The following is a 17,965-nucleotide window of genomic DNA, read 5'->3' on the forward strand; positions in this document are numbered from 1 at the left end:
AAGAATGTCTAATTGCCTTTGTCTTTCTTCTATTGAAATCTTCTTGTTTGCAATAATTAAAGATCTCTGCTCCTCATAGTTTAGGTCGGTAAAGGTGTTGGCGAATTCCGTTTGTTTCTCAAGGTCTTTTTTTTAATCCTTCATTTAATGATCTATAGTGATCGAAACGAGCATCTAATATTTTACCAATCTCCTGATCTCGCCTCCTTTCTATTTCTATGGTATCTTGATGGAAAGCATTTGCAATGTCCAGCTGGTCATTGTAGAATTTCTCAGCTTGCTCCAACGCTAAATTATCCAGTTCAATTTGCTTATTTAGCCTGTCTGTACTGGTTAGATAATCATTTTTTTTCAAGATCTTTAGCTTGTCTTTCAATAAGATTCTGACTCTTTTTATAAGTTTCCTCATTTTCTTTACTAAAGTAATCGGCTTGATCCTTTAAAGACGCTTTTATCTCGCTAGAAGCCTTAAGCATTACCGAGGCAGAAACTTGTTTTTCTTTTGCGTTTTGACCTTTTAAGTAACTTGTTACTTTGGCGGCATAATCTTTTATAATAGCAATTCTTTTTTCCTGGAATTGCTGTTCATTAATTAAGCCCTCGTTTTGGCTCTGTGTCAAATATGCAATTGCCGTATCTCTTTGCGCCTGTAATATGTTCATTTGATCCTTTTGCGCGGCAGATAACGAGGCTGCCTTTGGTTTCTTGGTTTTGTCCGGTAATATCGTTGGTTTAACTTTTACCTTTTTTTCAAGACGATCCCCTACATCAATATAATCATCAAGGCTTTTGCCTGTATTTCTTCCGGTAGCAGTACTAAAATACTTTCCTTTGTAGTTAAAATAAGCTGCTTTGGCCGCTTTTGCGTCTTCCCAATTCTTAGTATATCTTTTAGTCTCTTCTTCCCGTTGTCTAATAGCTCTTTCATTAGCTGTTAATCCGGTAAATAACTTATCCGCATCGCTTGTTTTCTTATCCCATGTTTCATAAGCATTAATTAAGCTGTCTGCGGACTTTTCCATCTTTTTATTAAACTTATCCCATCCGTCTTCCTCAAACATTGTAGAAAAGAAGTTTGAAACAACGCTTGTGAGGTATTTGATAGCGGAAGCAAGAATATTTACATCAGCACTTATATACGTTAGTGTAGCCTGCAATTTTTCCATCTTTGTAGATGTCGTATCGGAAACGCCTCCAACGGCCGCTAATACTTCAAGCAAAGAGCTTATTACATCTATTAAACCTGTTAATATCTCACGGCCAGCGGCGCCATCTTTTATTAAAATATCCAGTAGGAATTGAACACCATATGATAATGCCTCTATACCTCCTGTTAATAGGTCTATATTCTCTTTATTTCCTGCGATGTCATCAAGGAACGATGTCCATTCGTTTTTTAGACGGTTTTGCGAAGCTGCTATCGTGTCAATCCTTTCAGCTGTATCTAGATTATAAACCTTGGCAAGTCTGTCTGCTACTTTAGGAAGTACTGTATCAGCAACTACCTCGCCGTCCTTAAGCATTTTATCAAGCTGAGCAGTAGTTACCCCCATACCATCAGCAAACAAACGGAAAGCTCCCGCCATCCTATCCCCTAACTGGCCCCGTAATTCTTCCGCTTGAATCTTACCCTTAGAAATCATCTGTTCTAAGGCCCTGAATATACCAGTGTTCTGCTCGGCTGAAAGTCCAAGTTTTGCCGATGCGCCAGAGAAGCTGTCATATATTTTCCTCGCTTTTTCACCTTCTAAATAAGTTCCTTTTACCGCGGCAGAATATTTTGTATAAGCCTCAGTAGTGGAAACTAATTCTAAACCGTACTTATCTGTTAAATCAATTAAGTACTCTTTTTGAAAGGAAATCTGCGCTTGTGTATCGAAAACGGATTTTAATGCTAAATTCTGTGCATTTAATATTTTTATTGTTTCATAACCATCGGTCGCAATACTTGCCATTGAATCAACTATCTTATTGATAGCTCCCGCGCCTGTTATCCCTTTTATAATATCGGTAACCCTTCCCGATAGTGCGCCCCCTCTTTGATCGGAAGGTATGGTATCCTGATTAATTCTTCTTATCTCTCTTTGCAGGGTAATTGCCTCCCTGGTAGAAGTCCTTGCATTTCTTGAAAATTCAGCTAATCTCCTATTGTATTCAGCTTGAGTTATTGAACCATCTGCTAACGCTCGTTTTAAATTGAATATTTCAGCTTTATAATCCCTAGCCTTTTGCCTAACCGCTTGCATTTCCCTTTGTAAGTTCTTGAATGCACTTGTGGATTGACTATTCGCCCGGGCTTCTCTTTCGGCTTGACGTGTTGCCTGATCTCTTACTCTTGCTTCCTCCCTGGCAGCGGCTGCATTATCTCGTCTTGCTGCAGCCTGATCCCTTGCGGCTCGCGCCTGTTGAGCCTCAAGACTTGCAGTTCGTGCCATTGATGCCGCCAAATTACGCTCAATATTTGCAAATTGCTGACTCACAGTAGATAAATCCCTGATCGCATTTGCGTATTCTCTAGGCTTACCACTATTTAGAGCCTTATTAACGGCTTTTGCTCCTTTTTCAACATCTTTAAAATTGGAAACAACATCCTTACAAGCGGCAATTATCGCCTGAAACTCCCGTATGGATTCCTCGCTCTGTATTATCGCTAATCTATCTGCCATTGTTGTTCGCTTTATTTATTGCTTCCGCCTTGCTCATTGCCTCCTTAATCATTACCCCAAATTCATATACTGTTATTAATCTAGGGTTCACATGCATTTCTAAGGTTAAACACACGTTCCAAAACTGCTGATCAATATCGAAGTCCTCAGGCTCAGAGCTTTCCTCTTTTTCAGCACTTTTTTTGCTTTTTTCAAGCTGATTTTTATATTTATTGATCTTGGTTTCAAGTATTGATTTCTGTTTTTCAAGATCATCGCTTTTTTCTACTTTAATGTCTTTCAGAAGATCCTTTATCGTCTCTTCATTGAACTCGGGAGTTTCCGGGAACCCTCCGTTTTCTCTTAGTATATTTATTCTCTGTAGGGACTCAATAAGGCAGATAATAACAACAAGCTTCTTTATTTCATTGTGAGCTGTTATCATTTGCCCATACTGCAATATTTCTTCGCTTTTCATATTCATAGAGACAGCATAGTCTTCTACGATTTGATCAAACTGTATTTTTAATTCAGCCTGTTTTTTTTTGGCGGGTGGATTTAGTTTTATATAGCTCGTCTCCGGAATCATATCCTTTGACCAAATAAAAAAAAATCCCCTGTTTGTACTATTCGTTTATAGTTCCAAAAGGGGAGTTCTTTGCAATCTTTGTATGTTTTAAGTCTTTCCATGTAAACAGGGGTGTTCTGATATAAAATAATATTCCGGGTTATTGTCTTTGTCTACAAATCCCCGTTCAATGGCGACTTGTATAGGGTTACTTCCTTTTTTTACTTGAGCTATTTCAAGCCCTCTATCATCGAAAATATGATAGATAAAAGTCCTTTTTTCGGGGTCATTCAGGCACTTTAATAACCATCTGCACTCCGAAGGTGTGACGGGTTTACTGCAATTACACATTATTATCTCCCATTATTGATAATACTTAACAATTTCTCTTTTATTCGTGGTTTGTTGGTAATCTGAACCTGTATAAACTGTTTCTTAGTGATCCCGAGGATTCTTTTTTTGGACTTGTGGTAATAAATATCCTTCATGTATGTAGGATTGTAATTTGTATCAAAAACAACCTCCTTAAGAGTCACTTTTACTGTGATGCTTTTATAAAATAATCCGTCGTACTTTTTATTCCACCAGTGTTTTAAATCCCATCTGCCACGGTTGAAAGGGTTAGACCTTCGCTTATATTGGGCATAAAATAGATTCCCTCTTCTGTACCTGGGAGAGTAGAGCGGCATATTACCGCCCTCACTGTCTTTCCCATGTAATAAGTTATCCTGATTAATCTTTTCCAGCTGGTCCTTCTTCAATTCCGCCTGTACCAGCTTTGGAACTTGTTTTTGGGCTTCCTGCAGCCTTTTCAGAAGTGTTTCCGGATTTATCAGTGCCATTCTCTTTGATTGATGGGTTTATATATTTCTCAATCGTCTCTTTATCCAGTTCAGGATATTTTTCTTGGATATATTGCACCGCCTGATCCAATGTTTTAAAAGGTTTTGGCGGCACAATTGTATATCGTCTTACTGTGTAAGTAGTCATTACGCAGTTACTTTTACAGTTTCCGATTTACCTACGTAGTAATCAGTATCCAATACATACACTGGATAACCTCCAACATTAGTTTCAAATGAAATCATATCATTTGCTACTAAAGCAGCGTGAGTAAATGTATATTTACCGTTTACCTCGGTGATCGCGGTCACGGCCTCTAGGGTTCCGTTACGTCTCATTTTCCAGTTTGCAGGTGTAGTTAATCCGGTTACCGGAGAATCTGCACAAAGATTTGTAATAGTTGCTACAGTAGATGTTGCAGCAGCAACCAATACCGGTAAATCAATATCTAATGCTGCGATTGCGTTTAATTCGGTAAAATCAACAGTATCCATTTCAAGAACTGCAAATCTATCCTGCCATGCTCCCATTGATCCAGGTGTAATATCAACCATCAAGACTGAGCCTCCGCCTCCTTCTGTGGATGTCTTAAGATTCTTAACACCTACGAATAGATCACAATCAAAAGCTTTAATTCTGCCATCTTTAAGCATCGCACCTCCGAAACTTCCATCATCGAAAATCGGCATCCATCCGTATCTTTCACTTTGATCCACTTTTGCAATCTCGTTTTGGAAACAATAGCCCTTGTAGAACGTGAAGTTCCAACGCTTGATTCCTCTTGTATTCTTGATTCTCTTACCCGTTGATGTATCAGTAAAACCAGGATCTACGTTTGCATCCTCTGCACTGTCAAATCTAAGAGGTCCAATGATCTTATCTTGTGACATAAGTTCATCAAGTTCTGTTTTGTCGAATGTAGCCAGATCAATTCGTACTGATCGGTCTACAAGCATAAAAGCAACAGCCTGTTTTTCGTTGCAAAAGAAACCTCCCGCTCTCGCAATAGCTGTTGATGTACTACATTTTTTAAGTGTTAACATTATATTATTTTTTTATTTATTTAACATATTTGATCTAAAACATATGGCTGAGTATTACAATCTATCCTAAAGCAGTAATAAGGCTGAATATTATCGAACTCATAATAGAAGTCCCTGAACACATTTTGATAATCTGTCACAATTGTTGTTTGCTTGGAGAATCCGGGGCAAGAGTCTAAAACCTTTACGACATCATTCAAAATCTTTGCATCACATCGGTCTGAAATGTTTGGATATATAAACTTAAGATCCAAAATGAAGTATAATGAGACTTTCGTTTTAAATTGAATGTTATTAACTCGTTCAATATCCTCCTCGGCGGTAAAAAAGAATTTATTCTTTTCCGAAACAATTAAGTTTCCTGAGTACTCTTTGTTTGATTTATAATATTCAACAGTTCTTTTCCCACTCTCATCAATATCCTCCAATACATAACATCTAGGATATGCATCTAAAGAAACACCCCATTTAGAACAGAGTTTCTCATAAAGCTTCTTCTGAGTTGACCCAATTATGAAATCAAGCCCTATTTCTTCTTCCCTTAGATACAATTCCATAACTAAACAGATGTTGTTACCGTTTCAATTCCCCAATCACCACTAAGCTGCGTATCAAATGTCTTTTGAATGACTTTCTTAGCTTCTCTTAATTCCGAATAATATCTTTTTGCGACGGTATTACCTTCAAGATCCTTTGTTTCAAACATCAGCATATCTTTATTCATCTGAACATTTCTATTACTTCGTTGATTTGAATTATTAAGGAACAAGTGCATTGACATCAATTCGAAAGAAGTCTTTATAAAGCTTGTCAAATTCAAGAAATTATACTGAATGTATTTATCGCTATCCATCGTTACCGAAACATTAAAACCTAGTCCGTTAGAATTATTAGTAATATTCCAATCTGATGTTTCCACTGTTGCGCCAGTCCCTGTCGAAGTATAACAAACAAATCCGTCGTACTTTTGTTCATCAATCCAACTGTTGGAGGTCAAAACATCCTGACTGTTGATAGCAAAAATCCATTTACCGGGACCACTAAAAGCATATCCTATTTTCTCGAATTCTAAAAGTCCATTTTTAGGATGCAAGATTATAGTATCAATGAGTTTGTTCTGATTTATAACATACATTGTAACAGGATCAGCGGTCAAAGCTTGACAAGAGATTTCGTTAATTGTTATTGTAGTATAATCGCTTCCCTTTGGCTCAAAAACCCATGCTGTGTAGTCTCCCGGTAATGAAATCTTATTTCTCCCAACATCGTACAAGTACTGAGCATTTACAAGCCTTTTCGAAAGCTTTAAATCAGAAATAACCTTATCCTTTACCCGGCTTATGAATGATTTAAGAATTAAACTCTCTTCATTAGTTTTAAGCCATCTTGCGCCGTTTGTAGGTAAAACTCCCTTTATGTTATCGGCTAAACACTGATAAATAGAATCCTGATAAAGGACAATATCATTCTTGCTTCGTGATTTAGAATAGTTATTATAAGTTACCTCAGCATCATATATTCTAAAATTTAGATCAGGAACAGGAAGGAAATGCAAAAGATTATCTAATGTTATCGACGTGTGTACGCCACTATTCAGTATTATACCTGTGTTTGGATTCAGTGTTAATTCTGAATCTAGTGTTACATTTGAAGTAAAATCCTCTACAAATCCCAGTTCCATTTTCTTACTTTATTTTTATTATGCTTGTCTTGCCCAAATACCAGAGGCAGAAGTCACAATCCATGCTTTTGTTCCTGTCAATCCAGTTCCAATAATGGTAAGTGAATCTCCAGTTTGTGAAGTCGCCTTTGTGTTTTGAGCAGCTTTATTAACCGTACCATCTAAAACAACTACACTGCTTGCCAGTGTGATTGTTCCTGAAATCCCATCGACTGCCGCAGGAGAAACTTTAATAATATTATTTCCTGCAGCTCCAATGTTTACAAAGGTGAATGTTAACCCCACTTTAGTAGGCGGCAATGTCACCGTCTTTGCATCAGTTCCAATTAGAATAATCTTACCTGAATCATTAGCATTTAAAGTTATGTCACTGACTACAGTTTGCACAGCTACTCTATCCAAGCTTCCTATCTCTCCGTTTGAAAGTGTTATATTTTCCATGTTTCCTTGATTAAGAAGTTAAACCTGCAATTTTAACGATGTCATTCACCCTGTTAGCAATATCGCTGTTGTATCTGTATACAACGTAGAATCTATGCCATAAGGCCATTTCCTGAAATGCCGTCATAATAAGGTTTGAATCGGTACCGTTTCCTACCAAAGCCGTTGCGTTGGTCGCCTCATTGTTTACATATACATTAGATCTCATTCTTGTGAACGGAATTTCCAGATCGGAAATAGACCATTTCTTTCCTGCGAACTCGGTCCCGTTTCTGAAATCCCATGGATAGTTTTCTACAATACCGATCGCTCCGTCTCTAACAGCAAATCCGTTAAACACATTACTGCCCGGAGCTATAGTACCCGATTCATACAGCCTGTCAATTGTAGGAAAGTTCAATGCCTGAAGGTTCTTTTCATTTGATGCTCCATACTTGGCTAACTCTGATTTTTGAACAGCTAAACCACCTCGTGAAGTAACAAAGTTGTAAGAACCTCCCACTTCATTTGCTGCCATCAAAGCATCCATATTAAAAAACATCGTTTCCTTCTGAGCAGCCTTACTCACCTCCAAAGTATCGGTAGTGGCATTAAAAGCGAATGTTCCATCGCCTTGACTCACTTGTGTAGTATATCCCAATGATTGAGTTTTTCTAGCCTCCAATACGGTAGCAAGAATAGATTCGATTCTCTTACCCATTGCATAAGAAATGTTTTTCATCTTCTCTCTCACTGCATATTCGGAATCAATAGTATTATTTCCGTACAATGCAGGATGATGTCTAAAACCGGAGAATACATCATAAGCTACGAAAGCGTATTGATCCGATTCTTCTTGGTTGGCAGGTATAACAAATCCAGGTGTACTTGTTACTTCCACTTCCTGATCTTTGATTACCGGTATTTGAACACCTCTTAACGAAGAAGCTTCGTTCATTTTCTGCCTAGCTGTAGGCGAAATGTAATCTGTAAATTGTGTGCTGTCTTTTGCAAGATCTAAAACGCCAAGTTGCGCAAAACGCTTCTCATTAGACGAGTTTACGTCTTGAAAATCCAGCCACATTGTTGCATCTAAATTCATTTTGTTTTGTTTTAATTGTTTTTATTCTACGTTCTGCGGTCTTTCGCGTTTTTATTTTGCTTCCATTATCTTCTTATTGTACTCTGCAAATTTCTTGGAGTACTCAGGAGACGTTAATGAAATTCCTTCTTTTGTAAGCTGCTCCTTAATAACTTTAGTACGCTCAGCGGTGCTTTTCTTCGCCTCTTCTGTAACCTCAACATTAAATCCTTCAACGGTTATTTTAGTAGCTTTTGCGCCGGTACCAGCAACTTGTCTTTCTGATGTAAGAGGTTTAAGACTTTCATCCTTTTCAACCAACTCAGAGAGCTTAATATGCTTGTACTTATTTTCCTTATCGATTGCGATATAATCATCATCAACAAGCTCGATTGTGTATTTCTCTTCAATATTCTTTTGAAATGCTTTCCACTTTGCATCGACTTCATACGAGTTAGCATCTTTTGAGAATGCCGGTTTTACATTGCCAAACGCTGCCTTTCTTTTATACTCTGAAAGTGTTTGCTCTGTTGATTCGTACTTACTTGCCTTTTCTTTTAAGTCATCATAATCCGCTAGTAATTTCTGCGCATCATCAAGTTTTTTCTTTGAAGCTTCCAACTCTGCTTTTGTAGCTTCATCCCCTTTGAACTCTTTGATCTTTTGTTCGTAGTCTTTTTTCAGCTGTGCAACCTCATTTGATTTTGACTCAATCGCTTTGTCTGAAATTCTAGAAAGGTAATCTCCGAGTTTTTCTCCCTGCTGCCTTTCTTCTTTAACCCCGGTTTTTTCTTGAATGTATTTCGCTGCTCCTGAAAGGATGTTTTCTGCGTTTTCATTTGCTTTTCCGTCCCATTCTTTCTTTTGTTCTGAAACATAGTCGTTAATTTTAGGGTTTAAAGCAGCAACTTGTTCGGGTGTTAAACCTGCTTCCTTTGCTAGTTCGTCTGTAATTACCATAGTCTTTTATGTATTTATGTTTATATTATTTCGCTGTGTTTGCAGCATCCTTATTACCTGCTGGCGGAGTCTTCGGTGCTTTCGCTGTGTTTGCAGCAGTCAGCTCGTTAATCTGATCCTGCAGTGCTTTGATTTGCTTTTGCTCTGGTGTTAATTCTTTTACTGGAGCTTGTAAGTATTCATCAACTTCCTTCTGGATTTTCTCGTCCTCTACTTCCTTATACCTTTCTAAAGATTCTACAGGCTCATCTTTGTTCACTTTATCTAGATCGTAGATTTTTTCTACATCAACCTTAGTGATACCATTCGCTTTTAAGTGCTTTAGGAAGTTTACCCACTCAACTGTTCCATGTTGAATAGTTATAGGCTCATTTTTGCTCGTAACCTTTTGGTTTACGTCATATGTTACTTGGCCATAGTATAGCCTAAGCGTTACTGATAGTTTGCTCATTATTTATTATGTTTTTAATTAAATTCGTGATTAATATAATTTTCGAACTTTCCTTGAGATCATCCCCAAGACTGTCATAAAAAACTTCTATTTGCCCGTATTCAGCCTCAAACATTGAAATCCAATAATCAAATCTTGTTTGCATCTGAAAAACAGTGTTGTCCATTTCCTTTTTCAATGCTATTTCGAAATCAGTATCTGAAGCATATGGAAGAAGCATGTATAATACAACGTCCCTTTTTGCCTGGGTGAGATTGTATTTATTTTTATTTTGCGAAATACGCTTCAATATCTTCCTTCTCTCGATAGCGTTCGGTGCATTCTTAAATGAACTGAATAAATCATCTAAAGATTCAATGAAGAAATCTGTTCCAAAAAAAACCTCAACTGTAACACGATCTCTTCCATGCAATAATGCTAATGTTTTATAGTCAGAAAGTTTCTTGATTCTTGACAACTCTTTAGATAACCAACGTAAAGTATCTTCTTTACCATCATAACCTTTAGCAACTTGCAATTCATTCTTAGCCGCTTCGTTTTGCTCTTGAAAATCGCCTAGCAACGAACTTTTAATAGCATTTTCGATCTCTTTAATCCTGTCATTCAAATACGTTAATGATTCAACAGGTAAATAATGAAACTGGAAATAATGCTTAATAGGATCCATATTAATGTTTCCGTTAGGATCCTTAACCGGCGCAACTGCAACAATCGTCCCGGCTTGTAACTGACTCTCCGATGAGGAAACTCCATTGATTATATCAGCACTTTGACCGCCAACCGTTAACGAGGACATTGGCTCTTTATCGGATACTGTTTTTTTCAGTATTCCTGATGCGTTAGTGTCATTTGATTTAAGCTTTGTAGTAATTGGAATGGCTCCATTAGGCTCGGTCATTCTTTGAAGAGTCTTTAAAAACACATACTCCTCAAGGTCCGTAAGTGCGTAAGAAAATATAGACTTCTTAATTACACAGTTGTCATTAAACATATTCTCAGATGAAACCCAATCTGCAGGGCATTCTTTCAAATCATGATTAACTGCAACAAGCTCATTCAAATCCTTATCAAAGAAGATATATCGCTGGCTATCAAGATATGAGAAGCCGTAGACTAGTTCGCTATTGATTTCCAAGCACGATTTATAAGCAAGCTTATTGATCTTATCTTTCTCGCAATCAACTGATATTACCTGGTCAATCTGTACAAATTCACGATACCTATTGTTTGCAATATCAATATCCTGTACGACTATCGAATTATGATTAAAAAGTATAGCATTGAATAACTCATCATCAAAACTATCTGACATCAACTCAGGGTGACAAGCTTCCTCAATCCCATTTACTGTATATTTGAAAATAGAATCATCCGCATGAAACACTCTACGTAATTGCGGTTTAATATCGTCGTTGATCAGTTTAGCAGAAGCTAAAGGATTTCTTAAATATTTGAAGAATGAAAGAAAGTTATCAGTTTTAAATACAGCCTTAACCCAATTTAAAAACTTGTCACTTGTAGCATATTTTCTATTTGCCCACTGCCTAAGATACTCTACTGTAATGTCATCTTGTAGCGCTGATTGAGTGAAATACGACAAATCCTTATGCTGCTGCTGAGCCTTAAGGATGTAAGAATGATTAATTCTATTCTTAATAAATTCTTTTGGTTCTAAAACCATTGTCGCCAATACTTTAAAGTTTATTGACAAAAGTAATAGAGGCTAAATTTGGACTTGTTGTGCGTAAATAAAATTGTGAGAAATACGTAATATTTTTGTTACATATAATTTTAATTGCCAGAAATTTTAACTATATTAGAGATAAGCGCAAGGTGATTTTAAAATGCGTAGATTATGAATATTGTTATTTTTGCCGATTTTATCAGATTTTTAACAACAAGAACAGGTCATGAATCTAAAGAGTTTCTCAGTAAAATTGAACATCAAGTTGAAAAATGTAGGAACAGCGGAAAAAATGAAATGGAGGAAGTTAGAATACCGGATTGGTTATTAGACGAGTATTTCAAAAACAAGAACCTTAATTAGATTTATTGGTTACTCTTAATTCCACTCCGTCTCCACATCAAAGCTTGAGTTCCAGGCCATGTGGCCGTAACGTGTCATATCCCAGAAGTGGTTATATTTGTCAATTGGTTGATTGATAAGAATACCATTTATTTCCATCCACTTATAATTCTCAACTTCCTTTTTTATTTTTTGGTACAAGTGATTTTTAACGATGTGAATCTTTTTTTTTCTTCATTGATAACAAATGATACGTAACCGATTTAGTTTTGCTTACCTTCATTGCATTCCATCCAAGATCAATAAGATCCGCAACCATCTGAACTGTGCCATTGTTCTCAGAAACTCTTTTGTCTGAAGAATCACAGATGATCAAATCACTTTCTCCAACCCCAAACCGATTTAAACAACTTCCCAAAATATCAGCAGTTTCAATTAGTTCATATACTAACGGCTCAACAAAGATATTTTCATCATCTTCGAAATACTTTCCTAAACAATTAGGATCAGAGGTAAAACCAAAATCATTCGCGTATATATTGCCATAATAATCAGGGAAAGAATCAATCCATACAACATTATCGAAAATAACCCCCTTCATCGCTCCTCTGAGACCTAAGCCATAGACTTTCCACATGAACTCGTCAGCGGTACCTTGTTTAACATTTATAGGATGTGGAGGCGGATAATTATTTTCAGTAATAGGCATTCCATTAAAAAACACACCATCTACTCTAACCTCATAACTTTCGGGAAGCCATGGTTCGTATCCAAGAATTTTATTTAACTCACTAGGCGCAATATAAGGGTTATCCAAAAATGTAGTTCTCAAAAATGCCACATCTTGACGTTGTAACACATTATCAAAAACCCAATGATCAGTAAAGCTTGGATTATAATCCATCCACCAAAACCTTCTACACCTCATCTCAACCTGGTTGAAAATATCCTTTCGAATCATCATTGATTCATTGAAAAAAGCGTAATCACAACCGCCCCCGTGCTTGCCATCACCTAGAAAATTAATTACTGATTTTCCGATCCTAAAACTAGGCACTTCTCTAGCGTTGTGAAATGGATTAGGAAGTCCATAATCATCTAATCTCCTTTTAAAATCTTCGTAAAGCGTCGTTTTAAATTCATTGTAGGTTTCTCGATAAATATTAATCGTACAACCGTCTTTTTTATGTTTTATTGTTGTTAAATAAATAATAATATCAACACCGCTCCATGTTTTTCCAGACCTTGAACTGCCTTCTAATGCCACTCCAGCGTAGCCGTATATAAGAGCGGGCCTGTTGTTTTCGTTGTAGCCCCATTTCTGGTTGTTAATAGATTCAAAAAGAAGCTTATAATTTGGGTTTGTATCATCATCAATACACTCCAATCTACTAAATAAGCGATCGACTTCCCTGTCGTGGAGAAGTCGCTCAAGCAATAATATTTCTTCGTCTGTTAGTGACATTTATTTTGTCGCTTTGTCTAGCAGTTCTCTAATTTTTGCATCACGTTCTGCAGAAGTCATGACTGTTTCTGTTTTATCGACCTCTTTCTTATCTACGAGACCCAAATCCCTGGCAATAATATTCGGATTTAAAAAGCCTGCTGCAGCCCCGATGAACTTCTGATTGTATATAACTTCCTCTATACGCGTAATGACGGTAGAAAAATCTTCATTTTCTTTACCTTGTTTCTTGACCTTTTTGTCTTTAAGCGAGGCTTTAAACTGTCTAAAGTAAGCAGTGTTACATCCTAAATAAATACAAAGCCCATGAATAGTAAAGGCTACCATTTTAGGAAGTTCAACTCTGTCTGCATCTTTCCCTTTGTAGTCAATATCAATTAATGGGTTCTTTTCGCACCATTCAAAATAATCGCAAGCAGCTTCCCACAACAATTGAGGAGAAGTGAATAATTTATCTCTCCCATGTTTACTTCTTAGTCTCCAAAACTGATTTCCTTCTGGCGCCGCCATTACTTTTTGTTTTTCCAGTTTTCTAAATCTGCATGGTAAACCTCTCTCCTTTTTTCAATTAGATTAATGGTCCGCTTTCCATGGTTGTCACCATCTATGTGTTTCTCTCTTTCTTTAGACAGTAGGTAATTTCCAAATTCTACTAGTCCTCTTTCTGAGTATGTCTTATTATTTTTCATAACTAATTAATTGTTTTCCATGTTCTATTTTGAATCATATTCTGTATACAACCTTTAGATATTTTGAAAGTATCACAAAGCTGCTTGTATGTCTTGCCTTCTGCTTTGAGTCTTCTAATTTCGATCACATCGCGTGGTGATAATAAATTCATCCCATTCCGTTCACCCCGTCCATGATTAACAGGGAACCTTCCCCGCTCAACGGCCGCTTTTGCACTGTCCTTTTTAGATGTCCACCTCAAGTTACTTACCATATCATTTAGGACATTTCCATCTCTGCGAAAGATTACTTCATTCTCTTCCGGAGCCCTTAAGAATACCTCAAGTACAAGCCTTCCGCATTCGTGATTTTTAATCTTTCCTTTCTTAGGATATATGATAACTTTAAACCGTCCATTAGATAAGCTTTTCTTAACGATAATTGGACGGCCTTTAATCAAACTCTTTACTCTTGAGTAATTTGATATTTGGTATCTTTCGTTAGTACCGGGAATATCCTCCCATATCTCTCCAGGAAGATCCTCAATGTTTGTACTCAACGTTTCATTAACTCCTATCTTCATTGCCTTCTATTTAAGAAACTCACTAATACTAAATACTAAGAGCATTAAAAGTATCCCGAATACACTAAACACCTCTGCAAGGACGATCTTTAAATTAACATCCCACTTCGTGGAATCGATTGTTCCAGATATAAACCACCCAATCAAATAACCGAATGCTAACACAAACAACAAACTCATTGCGGCTTTTTTACTACTACTCATAGTTCCTATCTTCATAATCCAAAAATTAGTACTTATACTTTACGCTATTCATATTTACCAACAATAATAAGCTCCAAGGCGAACCTGTCCAGATCCAAATAATTACCATTGCTGCAATTGTTGCTAAACTCTCATACATTGCCATCTTAACTAAATCTTTCTCCATACTCATCATCATAAAAAAATCCCACTACCGATAAGCAGTGGGAAACCAAATCACAAAATATTAATATGAAAAAATTTACTCCTCTGCATTAATCAATCTCCCTCGAATTCGAGGGATTTAAAAAAGAACAGACCAGATTCGATACTGGTATAAAAGAGTTTTATCAGGTATCTCGCTTTGATTTCTCTAACTTAACACAGCATTAGAACTTTATACTTACTGTGTACCCTTGGGACTTAACTTACACACGGTGTTCCCCGCACCTCTTTCTAATCCCCTTAGCGTCTATCTTCCGCCACTGTTCTTTATTTGTTGATGCCCCCGACTCGAACAAGGGTTCTCTGTTAATTTGATCATTAATAAAATAATCAACTTCTAAAACAGCGCATTACCTATATGCTAGCATCCCGTTTTATACTAATTGTTTTCGATTTAATATTTCGTCACAATTTTTTATAAGATCAGTCAAAGCTTCCTCTCTGGTTTCAAAACCATATTCACTCCTAATTGGATGCGTAATGTTTATCAGCCATTGAAAAAAATAACCATCATAATAGGTTGTAGTAATTTGACTAACAAATCCAATTTCATCAAGCCACTTTATGATGAAATAAAAAGCCTCATGTTTTTTTAATGAATCAACCGTGTCGCTCCGTAACTCTTCTACATTGAGCCACTTTTCAAACAATCCTTTCGCTTTTCCTGTTAACATACTTTCCTTTTTTTAATAAAAACTAAGCATTCCAACCTCATCACCTCAACATCAATCTTTTCTCCTCTTCATTCTGCTTAGTTCAATACACCACTTCATCATTTTTCTACCGGCTTCGCCTTCATCTCCCTTATCTTACCCCGGTAGTACTCTATCTTCTCTTTTATCTCAGGAATGGACAATTTCAATGTAGTTTGCTTAGCTCTTACTTGAAGTTGTTCAAATCTTTCTTTCCCTATTCTTTCCGGCAACCTCAACGTATATTCAGCTAAGTTTCCGTGTTTACTACTGTTACAATTGAACCAACATTGGCCGTGAATATTATCTTCGTCGAATCTAACATTACCATAGCTTCCGGCTGGAAAATAGTGGCCTGCTGACATTGTATAGTTAACAGACCCACAGCTTATACAAGGTTTACCCTTGTCCCTAAGCCTGATAAACTCATTTACGACTTTTTCAAGGTCTTTTAACCAATCTTTGTGAGTCTTTTGTTTATCCTTAATAATCTTCTTCTCTTTGTTCCAGGCTTTACGGTTTTGCTTCTCCATATTCGTTCGTCCTAAAGGTATTGCGCAGCTCCATCCACATACTTTTTGAGTAGTTCTACTCGGTATAAATTCTTCACCACATACTACGCACTCCTTAGGCTTTATCTCCTTCATTTCCAACCTATTTATAGTAAAGTTACAAAAAAAGTAACTTCATTACAATACTATTCTAACAAATTTTGAAGATTTTTCTAACTTTTTTTATTGAGTAATCTAACTCTAATGCGATACATAAAAAAAACCGCTCAATAAAGCGGCATAAAATAGATATGATCCTCAATCAACATTAACTATTTTTCCGTCGAATTCCTAACCACTCACCATGCTCATTATATGTGTGATCAAAGTCTTTCCCGGCCGGCAGGAGCTCCGCTATTTCGCATTGTAATATATTGGCAATTTCCTGCAGGTCGTCTAATTTCATTTTTCTCTGGCCCGTTGTCCAATTGGTCAAAGACTGTCGAGATATGCCCATTTGCTTCGCAATTTCTGTATAAGTGATGCCCTTTCTATCGGCAACATCTTTAATTCTTGTACTCATACAACAAATATAACAATAATCAGTATATAAATTTAAAACGTATAACACTATGTTATTATTTAGAATAATTTTAAATTAACAACAAACTATACTTTTGTTTTCAAATAATTTGTTTTGTATAACATTTTGTTATACATTTGTATCAACAAAAAGAAACAATAACAACTAAAACAAATATTATGGTAGCTTATAAAATCACTTTAGAATCAATCAAGAACTTGAAATCAGCTTTTGACTACGCAGACAACTTTGCAGACAATAATGCAGATTACTCCGGTTACGGTGTTGAGTTCAATAATGAAGAGTTGGTAAATTCTTACAACGAAAAAGCAAACAACGAAGCTAAATTAATCGCTGAAATTCTTAACGTACCAGTTTGCACCGTGATTGATATGGCCTTTGATTTTGATTTCGCTAAAAATGTTTTAAATCAAGTTTACGCTGACTAAATAGGCGGGGCACAAATTAAATATTACAATAAACAAAACCCCTAGGATTAGGGGCTTTATTTATTTAGGCATTGTTACTCGCTTCATATTAAGGCTGTCGAAAATTACAATTTTCCGTTCCTTGGCCATTCGGAAGAGAAATTCATTTCTTTCTTCAATTGGTAAGTTTAAAATGTGATCGAAAGATCCACAGGTTACACCATTCGAACCTCCGTCTTTCTTGTGCTGCTCTCTGACTATTTCAATAATTTTAGATTCTATTTCCTCAATTTTTTCCATGAGGTAAATATACTAACTATTATTTTACCTCAAGTTCTTCCCCAGATAAAATAAAATACAGATTTTGCACTTGGTGTACGAATTTTAAATGTTTCACATAGGTATTATTTCCTACCGTAGTACGATCTTTATAAATGACAATTACCGGTTTATGATATTCATTTCGTTTACGTTTAAGCTGCCAAAAATCAACCTTGGTAAATTCATTTACTATATGTTCAAATCCTAATTTATCCATCCACTCCTCATTCAAAATAATAGGGAAAAAGCATTCTGCATCACCTTCAAAAGAATCTGTTAGTATTTTATTACCTACAATCCCATTTACAACGATAGGTTGTTTATCTATATTTAACGGATAATTAATATAATTTCCGATTCTTAGTTCCTTTAGTTCCATATTCAAATATATTAATTATTCCAGTTTATCATCAAGGCCATCATAAAGAAATCAACAAAATCAATGTCTTTTCCGTCTTTCCTACAAAATTCTATTTTTGATTGTTCAGGTCCTCTGGTAATGGTAATATTATATAGCTCCCTAATTCCTTTCCCGTAAGAAGTATTTTTCAACCCGTCAATAATCAGAAGGATTATGAAATTTTGTAATTGCCATTTCATATTCAAA

At 36.2% G+C, this 17,965-nt stretch carries 25 protein-coding genes; 2 read left to right on the forward strand and 23 right to left on the reverse strand.

Annotated features, from left to right (window positions below):
- Positions 1–118: 118 nt before the first annotated feature.
- From ACJ5H0_RS09735 to ACJ5H0_RS09795, 13 genes are all read right to left on the reverse strand, one after another.
- Complete coding sequence (locus ACJ5H0_RS09735) at positions 119–355, reverse strand: hypothetical protein (RefSeq protein ID WP_411249178.1); 237 nt, start codon at positions 353–355, stop codon at positions 119–121.
- The gene (locus ACJ5H0_RS09740) at positions 342–2,666 is read right to left on the reverse strand and encodes a tape measure protein (RefSeq protein WP_411249180.1); all 2,325 of its coding nucleotides are present in this window, start codon (positions 2,664–2,666) and stop codon (positions 342–344) included. The genes ACJ5H0_RS09735 and ACJ5H0_RS09740 overlap by 14 nt, the downstream gene beginning before the upstream one ends.
- A complete protein-coding gene (locus tag ACJ5H0_RS09745; RefSeq protein ID WP_411249182.1) occupies positions 2,656–3,234 on the reverse strand; it encodes a hypothetical protein in 579 nt (192 codons plus the stop codon). Before ACJ5H0_RS09745 ends, ACJ5H0_RS09740 begins: the two co-directional genes overlap by 11 nt.
- Before the next feature lie 332 nt (positions 3,235–3,566).
- Positions 3,567–4,055 (reverse strand): hypothetical protein, encoded by a 489-nt coding sequence (locus ACJ5H0_RS09750; protein WP_411249184.1) that lies wholly within the window; start codon positions 4,053–4,055, stop codon positions 3,567–3,569.
- Positions 3,946–4,203 (reverse strand): hypothetical protein, encoded by a 258-nt coding sequence (locus tag ACJ5H0_RS09755; RefSeq protein ID WP_411249186.1) that lies wholly within the window; start codon positions 4,201–4,203, stop codon positions 3,946–3,948. The genes ACJ5H0_RS09750 and ACJ5H0_RS09755 overlap by 110 nt, the downstream gene beginning before the upstream one ends.
- Positions 4,203–5,099, reverse strand: coding sequence for a hypothetical protein (locus ACJ5H0_RS09760; RefSeq protein WP_411249188.1), 897 nt, complete (start codon positions 5,097–5,099; stop codon positions 4,203–4,205). Before ACJ5H0_RS09760 ends, ACJ5H0_RS09755 begins: the two co-directional genes overlap by 1 nt.
- Positions 5,100–5,119: 20 nt before the next feature.
- Positions 5,120–5,656, reverse strand: a complete 537-nt coding sequence (locus ACJ5H0_RS09765; protein ID WP_411249190.1) for a hypothetical protein — start codon at positions 5,654–5,656, stop codon at positions 5,120–5,122.
- 2 nt (positions 5,657–5,658) lie between these two features.
- Entirely contained in the window at positions 5,659–6,780 is a 1,122-nt protein-coding gene (locus ACJ5H0_RS09770; protein WP_411249192.1) for a hypothetical protein, read from the reverse strand.
- 18 nt (positions 6,781–6,798) lie between these two features.
- The gene (locus ACJ5H0_RS09775; protein WP_411249193.1) at positions 6,799–7,167 is read right to left on the reverse strand and encodes a hypothetical protein; all 369 of its coding nucleotides are present in this window, start codon (positions 7,165–7,167) and stop codon (positions 6,799–6,801) included.
- A gap of 64 nt (positions 7,168–7,231) precedes the next feature.
- Positions 7,232–8,302 (reverse strand): hypothetical protein, encoded by a 1,071-nt coding sequence (locus ACJ5H0_RS09780; RefSeq protein ID WP_411249195.1) that lies wholly within the window; start codon positions 8,300–8,302, stop codon positions 7,232–7,234.
- Between the two features lie 51 nt (positions 8,303–8,353).
- Complete coding sequence (locus ACJ5H0_RS09785; protein WP_411249196.1) at positions 8,354–9,241, reverse strand: hypothetical protein; 888 nt, start codon at positions 9,239–9,241, stop codon at positions 8,354–8,356.
- 25 nt (positions 9,242–9,266) lie between these two features.
- A complete protein-coding gene (locus tag ACJ5H0_RS09790) occupies positions 9,267–9,692 on the reverse strand; it encodes a hypothetical protein (protein ID WP_411249198.1) in 426 nt (141 codons plus the stop codon).
- Positions 9,667–11,373, reverse strand: a complete 1,707-nt coding sequence (locus ACJ5H0_RS09795) for a hypothetical protein (RefSeq protein WP_411249200.1) — start codon at positions 11,371–11,373, stop codon at positions 9,667–9,669. The genes ACJ5H0_RS09790 and ACJ5H0_RS09795 overlap by 26 nt, the downstream gene beginning before the upstream one ends.
- Positions 11,374–11,547: 174 nt before the next feature.
- On the opposite strand from ACJ5H0_RS09795, the gene ACJ5H0_RS09800 reads away from it, so the two are divergent.
- Positions 11,548–11,739, forward strand: a complete 192-nt coding sequence (locus ACJ5H0_RS09800) for a hypothetical protein (RefSeq protein WP_411249202.1) — start codon at positions 11,548–11,550, stop codon at positions 11,737–11,739.
- A 187-nt stretch (positions 11,740–11,926) separates the two neighbouring features.
- On the opposite strand, the gene ACJ5H0_RS09805 is transcribed toward ACJ5H0_RS09800, so the two are convergent.
- From ACJ5H0_RS09805 to ACJ5H0_RS09835, 7 genes are all read right to left on the reverse strand, one after another.
- A complete protein-coding gene (locus ACJ5H0_RS09805) occupies positions 11,927–13,183 on the reverse strand; it encodes a phage terminase large subunit (RefSeq protein ID WP_411249204.1) in 1,257 nt (418 codons plus the stop codon).
- The gene (locus ACJ5H0_RS09810) at positions 13,184–13,693 is read right to left on the reverse strand and encodes a DNA-packaging protein (RefSeq protein ID WP_411249205.1); all 510 of its coding nucleotides are present in this window, start codon (positions 13,691–13,693) and stop codon (positions 13,184–13,186) included.
- Positions 13,693–13,872: a hypothetical protein gene (locus ACJ5H0_RS09815; protein ID WP_411249207.1), complete on the reverse strand. Its 180-nt coding sequence runs from the start codon at positions 13,870–13,872 to the stop codon at positions 13,693–13,695. Before ACJ5H0_RS09815 ends, ACJ5H0_RS09810 begins: the two co-directional genes overlap by 1 nt.
- A gap of 2 nt (positions 13,873–13,874) precedes the next feature.
- Positions 13,875–14,435 carry an NUMOD4 domain-containing protein gene (locus ACJ5H0_RS09820; RefSeq protein WP_411249209.1) on the reverse strand — a complete coding sequence of 187 codons (561 nt, stop codon included), beginning with the start codon at positions 14,433–14,435 and terminating at the stop codon, positions 13,875–13,877.
- Between the two features lie 782 nt (positions 14,436–15,217).
- Complete coding sequence (locus tag ACJ5H0_RS09825; protein WP_411249210.1) at positions 15,218–15,517, reverse strand: hypothetical protein; 300 nt, start codon at positions 15,515–15,517, stop codon at positions 15,218–15,220.
- 98 nt (positions 15,518–15,615) lie between these two features.
- Positions 15,616–16,182: a recombination protein NinG gene (locus tag ACJ5H0_RS09830; protein WP_411249212.1), complete on the reverse strand. Its 567-nt coding sequence runs from the start codon at positions 16,180–16,182 to the stop codon at positions 15,616–15,618.
- Between the two features lie 172 nt (positions 16,183–16,354).
- Complete coding sequence (locus ACJ5H0_RS09835) at positions 16,355–16,609, reverse strand: helix-turn-helix domain-containing protein (RefSeq protein WP_411249214.1); 255 nt, start codon at positions 16,607–16,609, stop codon at positions 16,355–16,357.
- A 179-nt stretch (positions 16,610–16,788) separates the two neighbouring features.
- On the opposite strand from ACJ5H0_RS09835, the gene ACJ5H0_RS09840 reads away from it, so the two are divergent.
- Positions 16,789–17,058, forward strand: a complete 270-nt coding sequence (locus ACJ5H0_RS09840; RefSeq protein WP_411249217.1) for a hypothetical protein — start codon at positions 16,789–16,791, stop codon at positions 17,056–17,058.
- 60 nt (positions 17,059–17,118) lie between these two features.
- On the opposite strand, the gene ACJ5H0_RS09845 is transcribed toward ACJ5H0_RS09840, so the two are convergent.
- Genes ACJ5H0_RS09845 through ACJ5H0_RS09855 form a run of 3 tightly spaced genes read right to left on the reverse strand, consistent with a single transcriptional unit; the run spans position 17,119 to position 17,958 of the window.
- Complete coding sequence (locus ACJ5H0_RS09845) at positions 17,119–17,337, reverse strand: hypothetical protein (RefSeq protein ID WP_411249219.1); 219 nt, start codon at positions 17,335–17,337, stop codon at positions 17,119–17,121.
- Between the two features lie 19 nt (positions 17,338–17,356).
- Positions 17,357–17,737: a hypothetical protein gene (locus ACJ5H0_RS09850; RefSeq protein WP_411249221.1), complete on the reverse strand. Its 381-nt coding sequence runs from the start codon at positions 17,735–17,737 to the stop codon at positions 17,357–17,359.
- Between the two features lie 11 nt (positions 17,738–17,748).
- Positions 17,749–17,958, reverse strand: coding sequence for a hypothetical protein (locus tag ACJ5H0_RS09855; protein ID WP_411249223.1), 210 nt, complete (start codon positions 17,956–17,958; stop codon positions 17,749–17,751).
- Positions 17,959–17,965 lie beyond the last annotated feature (7 nt).

It is taken from the genome of Chryseobacterium proteolyticum (assembly GCF_046591535.1).
GTDB classification, from domain to species: domain Bacteria; phylum Bacteroidota; class Bacteroidia; order Flavobacteriales; family Weeksellaceae; genus Chryseobacterium; species Chryseobacterium proteolyticum.

Bases quoted from the DNA above. Each gene is read 5' to 3' on its own strand.
- ACJ5H0_RS09770 (WP_411249192.1), bottom strand. From the start codon at position 6,780: ATGGAACTGGGATTTGTAGAGGATTTTACTTCAAATGTAACACTAGAT.
- ACJ5H0_RS09840 (WP_411249217.1), top strand. From the start codon at position 16,789: ATGGTAGCTTATAAAATCACTTTAGAATCAATCAAGAACTTGAAATCA.
- ACJ5H0_RS09745 (WP_411249182.1), bottom strand. From the start codon at position 3,234: ATGATTCCGGAGACGAGCTATATAAAACTAAATCCACCCGCCAAAAAA.
- ACJ5H0_RS09755 (WP_411249186.1), bottom strand. From the start codon at position 4,203: ATGACTACTTACACAGTAAGACGATATACAATTGTGCCGCCAAAACCT.
- ACJ5H0_RS09765 (WP_411249190.1), bottom strand. From the start codon at position 5,656: ATGGAATTGTATCTAAGGGAAGAAGAAATAGGGCTTGATTTCATAATT.
- ACJ5H0_RS09750 (WP_411249184.1), bottom strand. From the start codon at position 4,055: ATGGCACTGATAAATCCGGAAACACTTCTGAAAAGGCTGCAGGAAGCC.
- ACJ5H0_RS09850 (WP_411249221.1), bottom strand. From the start codon at position 17,737: ATGGAACTAAAGGAACTAAGAATCGGAAATTATATTAATTATCCGTTA.
- ACJ5H0_RS09825 (WP_411249210.1), bottom strand. From the start codon at position 15,517: ATGTTAACAGGAAAAGCGAAAGGATTGTTTGAAAAGTGGCTCAATGTA.
- ACJ5H0_RS09845 (WP_411249219.1), bottom strand. From the start codon at position 17,337: ATGGAAAAAATTGAGGAAATAGAATCTAAAATTATTGAAATAGTCAGA.
- ACJ5H0_RS09785 (WP_411249196.1), bottom strand. From the start codon at position 9,241: ATGGTAATTACAGACGAACTAGCAAAGGAAGCAGGTTTAACACCCGAA.
- ACJ5H0_RS09810 (WP_411249205.1), bottom strand. From the start codon at position 13,693: ATGGCGGCGCCAGAAGGAAATCAGTTTTGGAGACTAAGAAGTAAACAT.
- ACJ5H0_RS09855 (WP_411249223.1), bottom strand. From the start codon at position 17,958: ATGAAATGGCAATTACAAAATTTCATAATCCTTCTGATTATTGACGGG.
- ACJ5H0_RS09740 (WP_411249180.1), bottom strand. From the start codon at position 2,666: ATGGCAGATAGATTAGCGATAATACAGAGCGAGGAATCCATACGGGAG.
- ACJ5H0_RS09760 (WP_411249188.1), bottom strand. From the start codon at position 5,099: ATGTTAACACTTAAAAAATGTAGTACATCAACAGCTATTGCGAGAGCG.
- ACJ5H0_RS09790 (WP_411249198.1), bottom strand. From the start codon at position 9,692: ATGAGCAAACTATCAGTAACGCTTAGGCTATACTATGGCCAAGTAACA.
- ACJ5H0_RS09835 (WP_411249214.1), bottom strand. From the start codon at position 16,609: ATGAGTACAAGAATTAAAGATGTTGCCGATAGAAAGGGCATCACTTAT.
- ACJ5H0_RS09830 (WP_411249212.1), bottom strand. From the start codon at position 16,182: ATGAAGGAGATAAAGCCTAAGGAGTGCGTAGTATGTGGTGAAGAATTT.
- ACJ5H0_RS09805 (WP_411249204.1), bottom strand. From the start codon at position 13,183: ATGTCACTAACAGACGAAGAAATATTATTGCTTGAGCGACTTCTCCAC.
- ACJ5H0_RS09820 (WP_411249209.1), bottom strand. From the start codon at position 14,435: ATGAAGATAGGAGTTAATGAAACGTTGAGTACAAACATTGAGGATCTT.
- ACJ5H0_RS09800 (WP_411249202.1), top strand. From the start codon at position 11,548: ATGAATATTGTTATTTTTGCCGATTTTATCAGATTTTTAACAACAAGA.
- ACJ5H0_RS09815 (WP_411249207.1), bottom strand. From the start codon at position 13,872: ATGAAAAATAATAAGACATACTCAGAAAGAGGACTAGTAGAATTTGGA.
- ACJ5H0_RS09795 (WP_411249200.1), bottom strand. From the start codon at position 11,373: ATGGTTTTAGAACCAAAAGAATTTATTAAGAATAGAATTAATCATTCT.
- ACJ5H0_RS09780 (WP_411249195.1), bottom strand. From the start codon at position 8,302: ATGAATTTAGATGCAACAATGTGGCTGGATTTTCAAGACGTAAACTCG.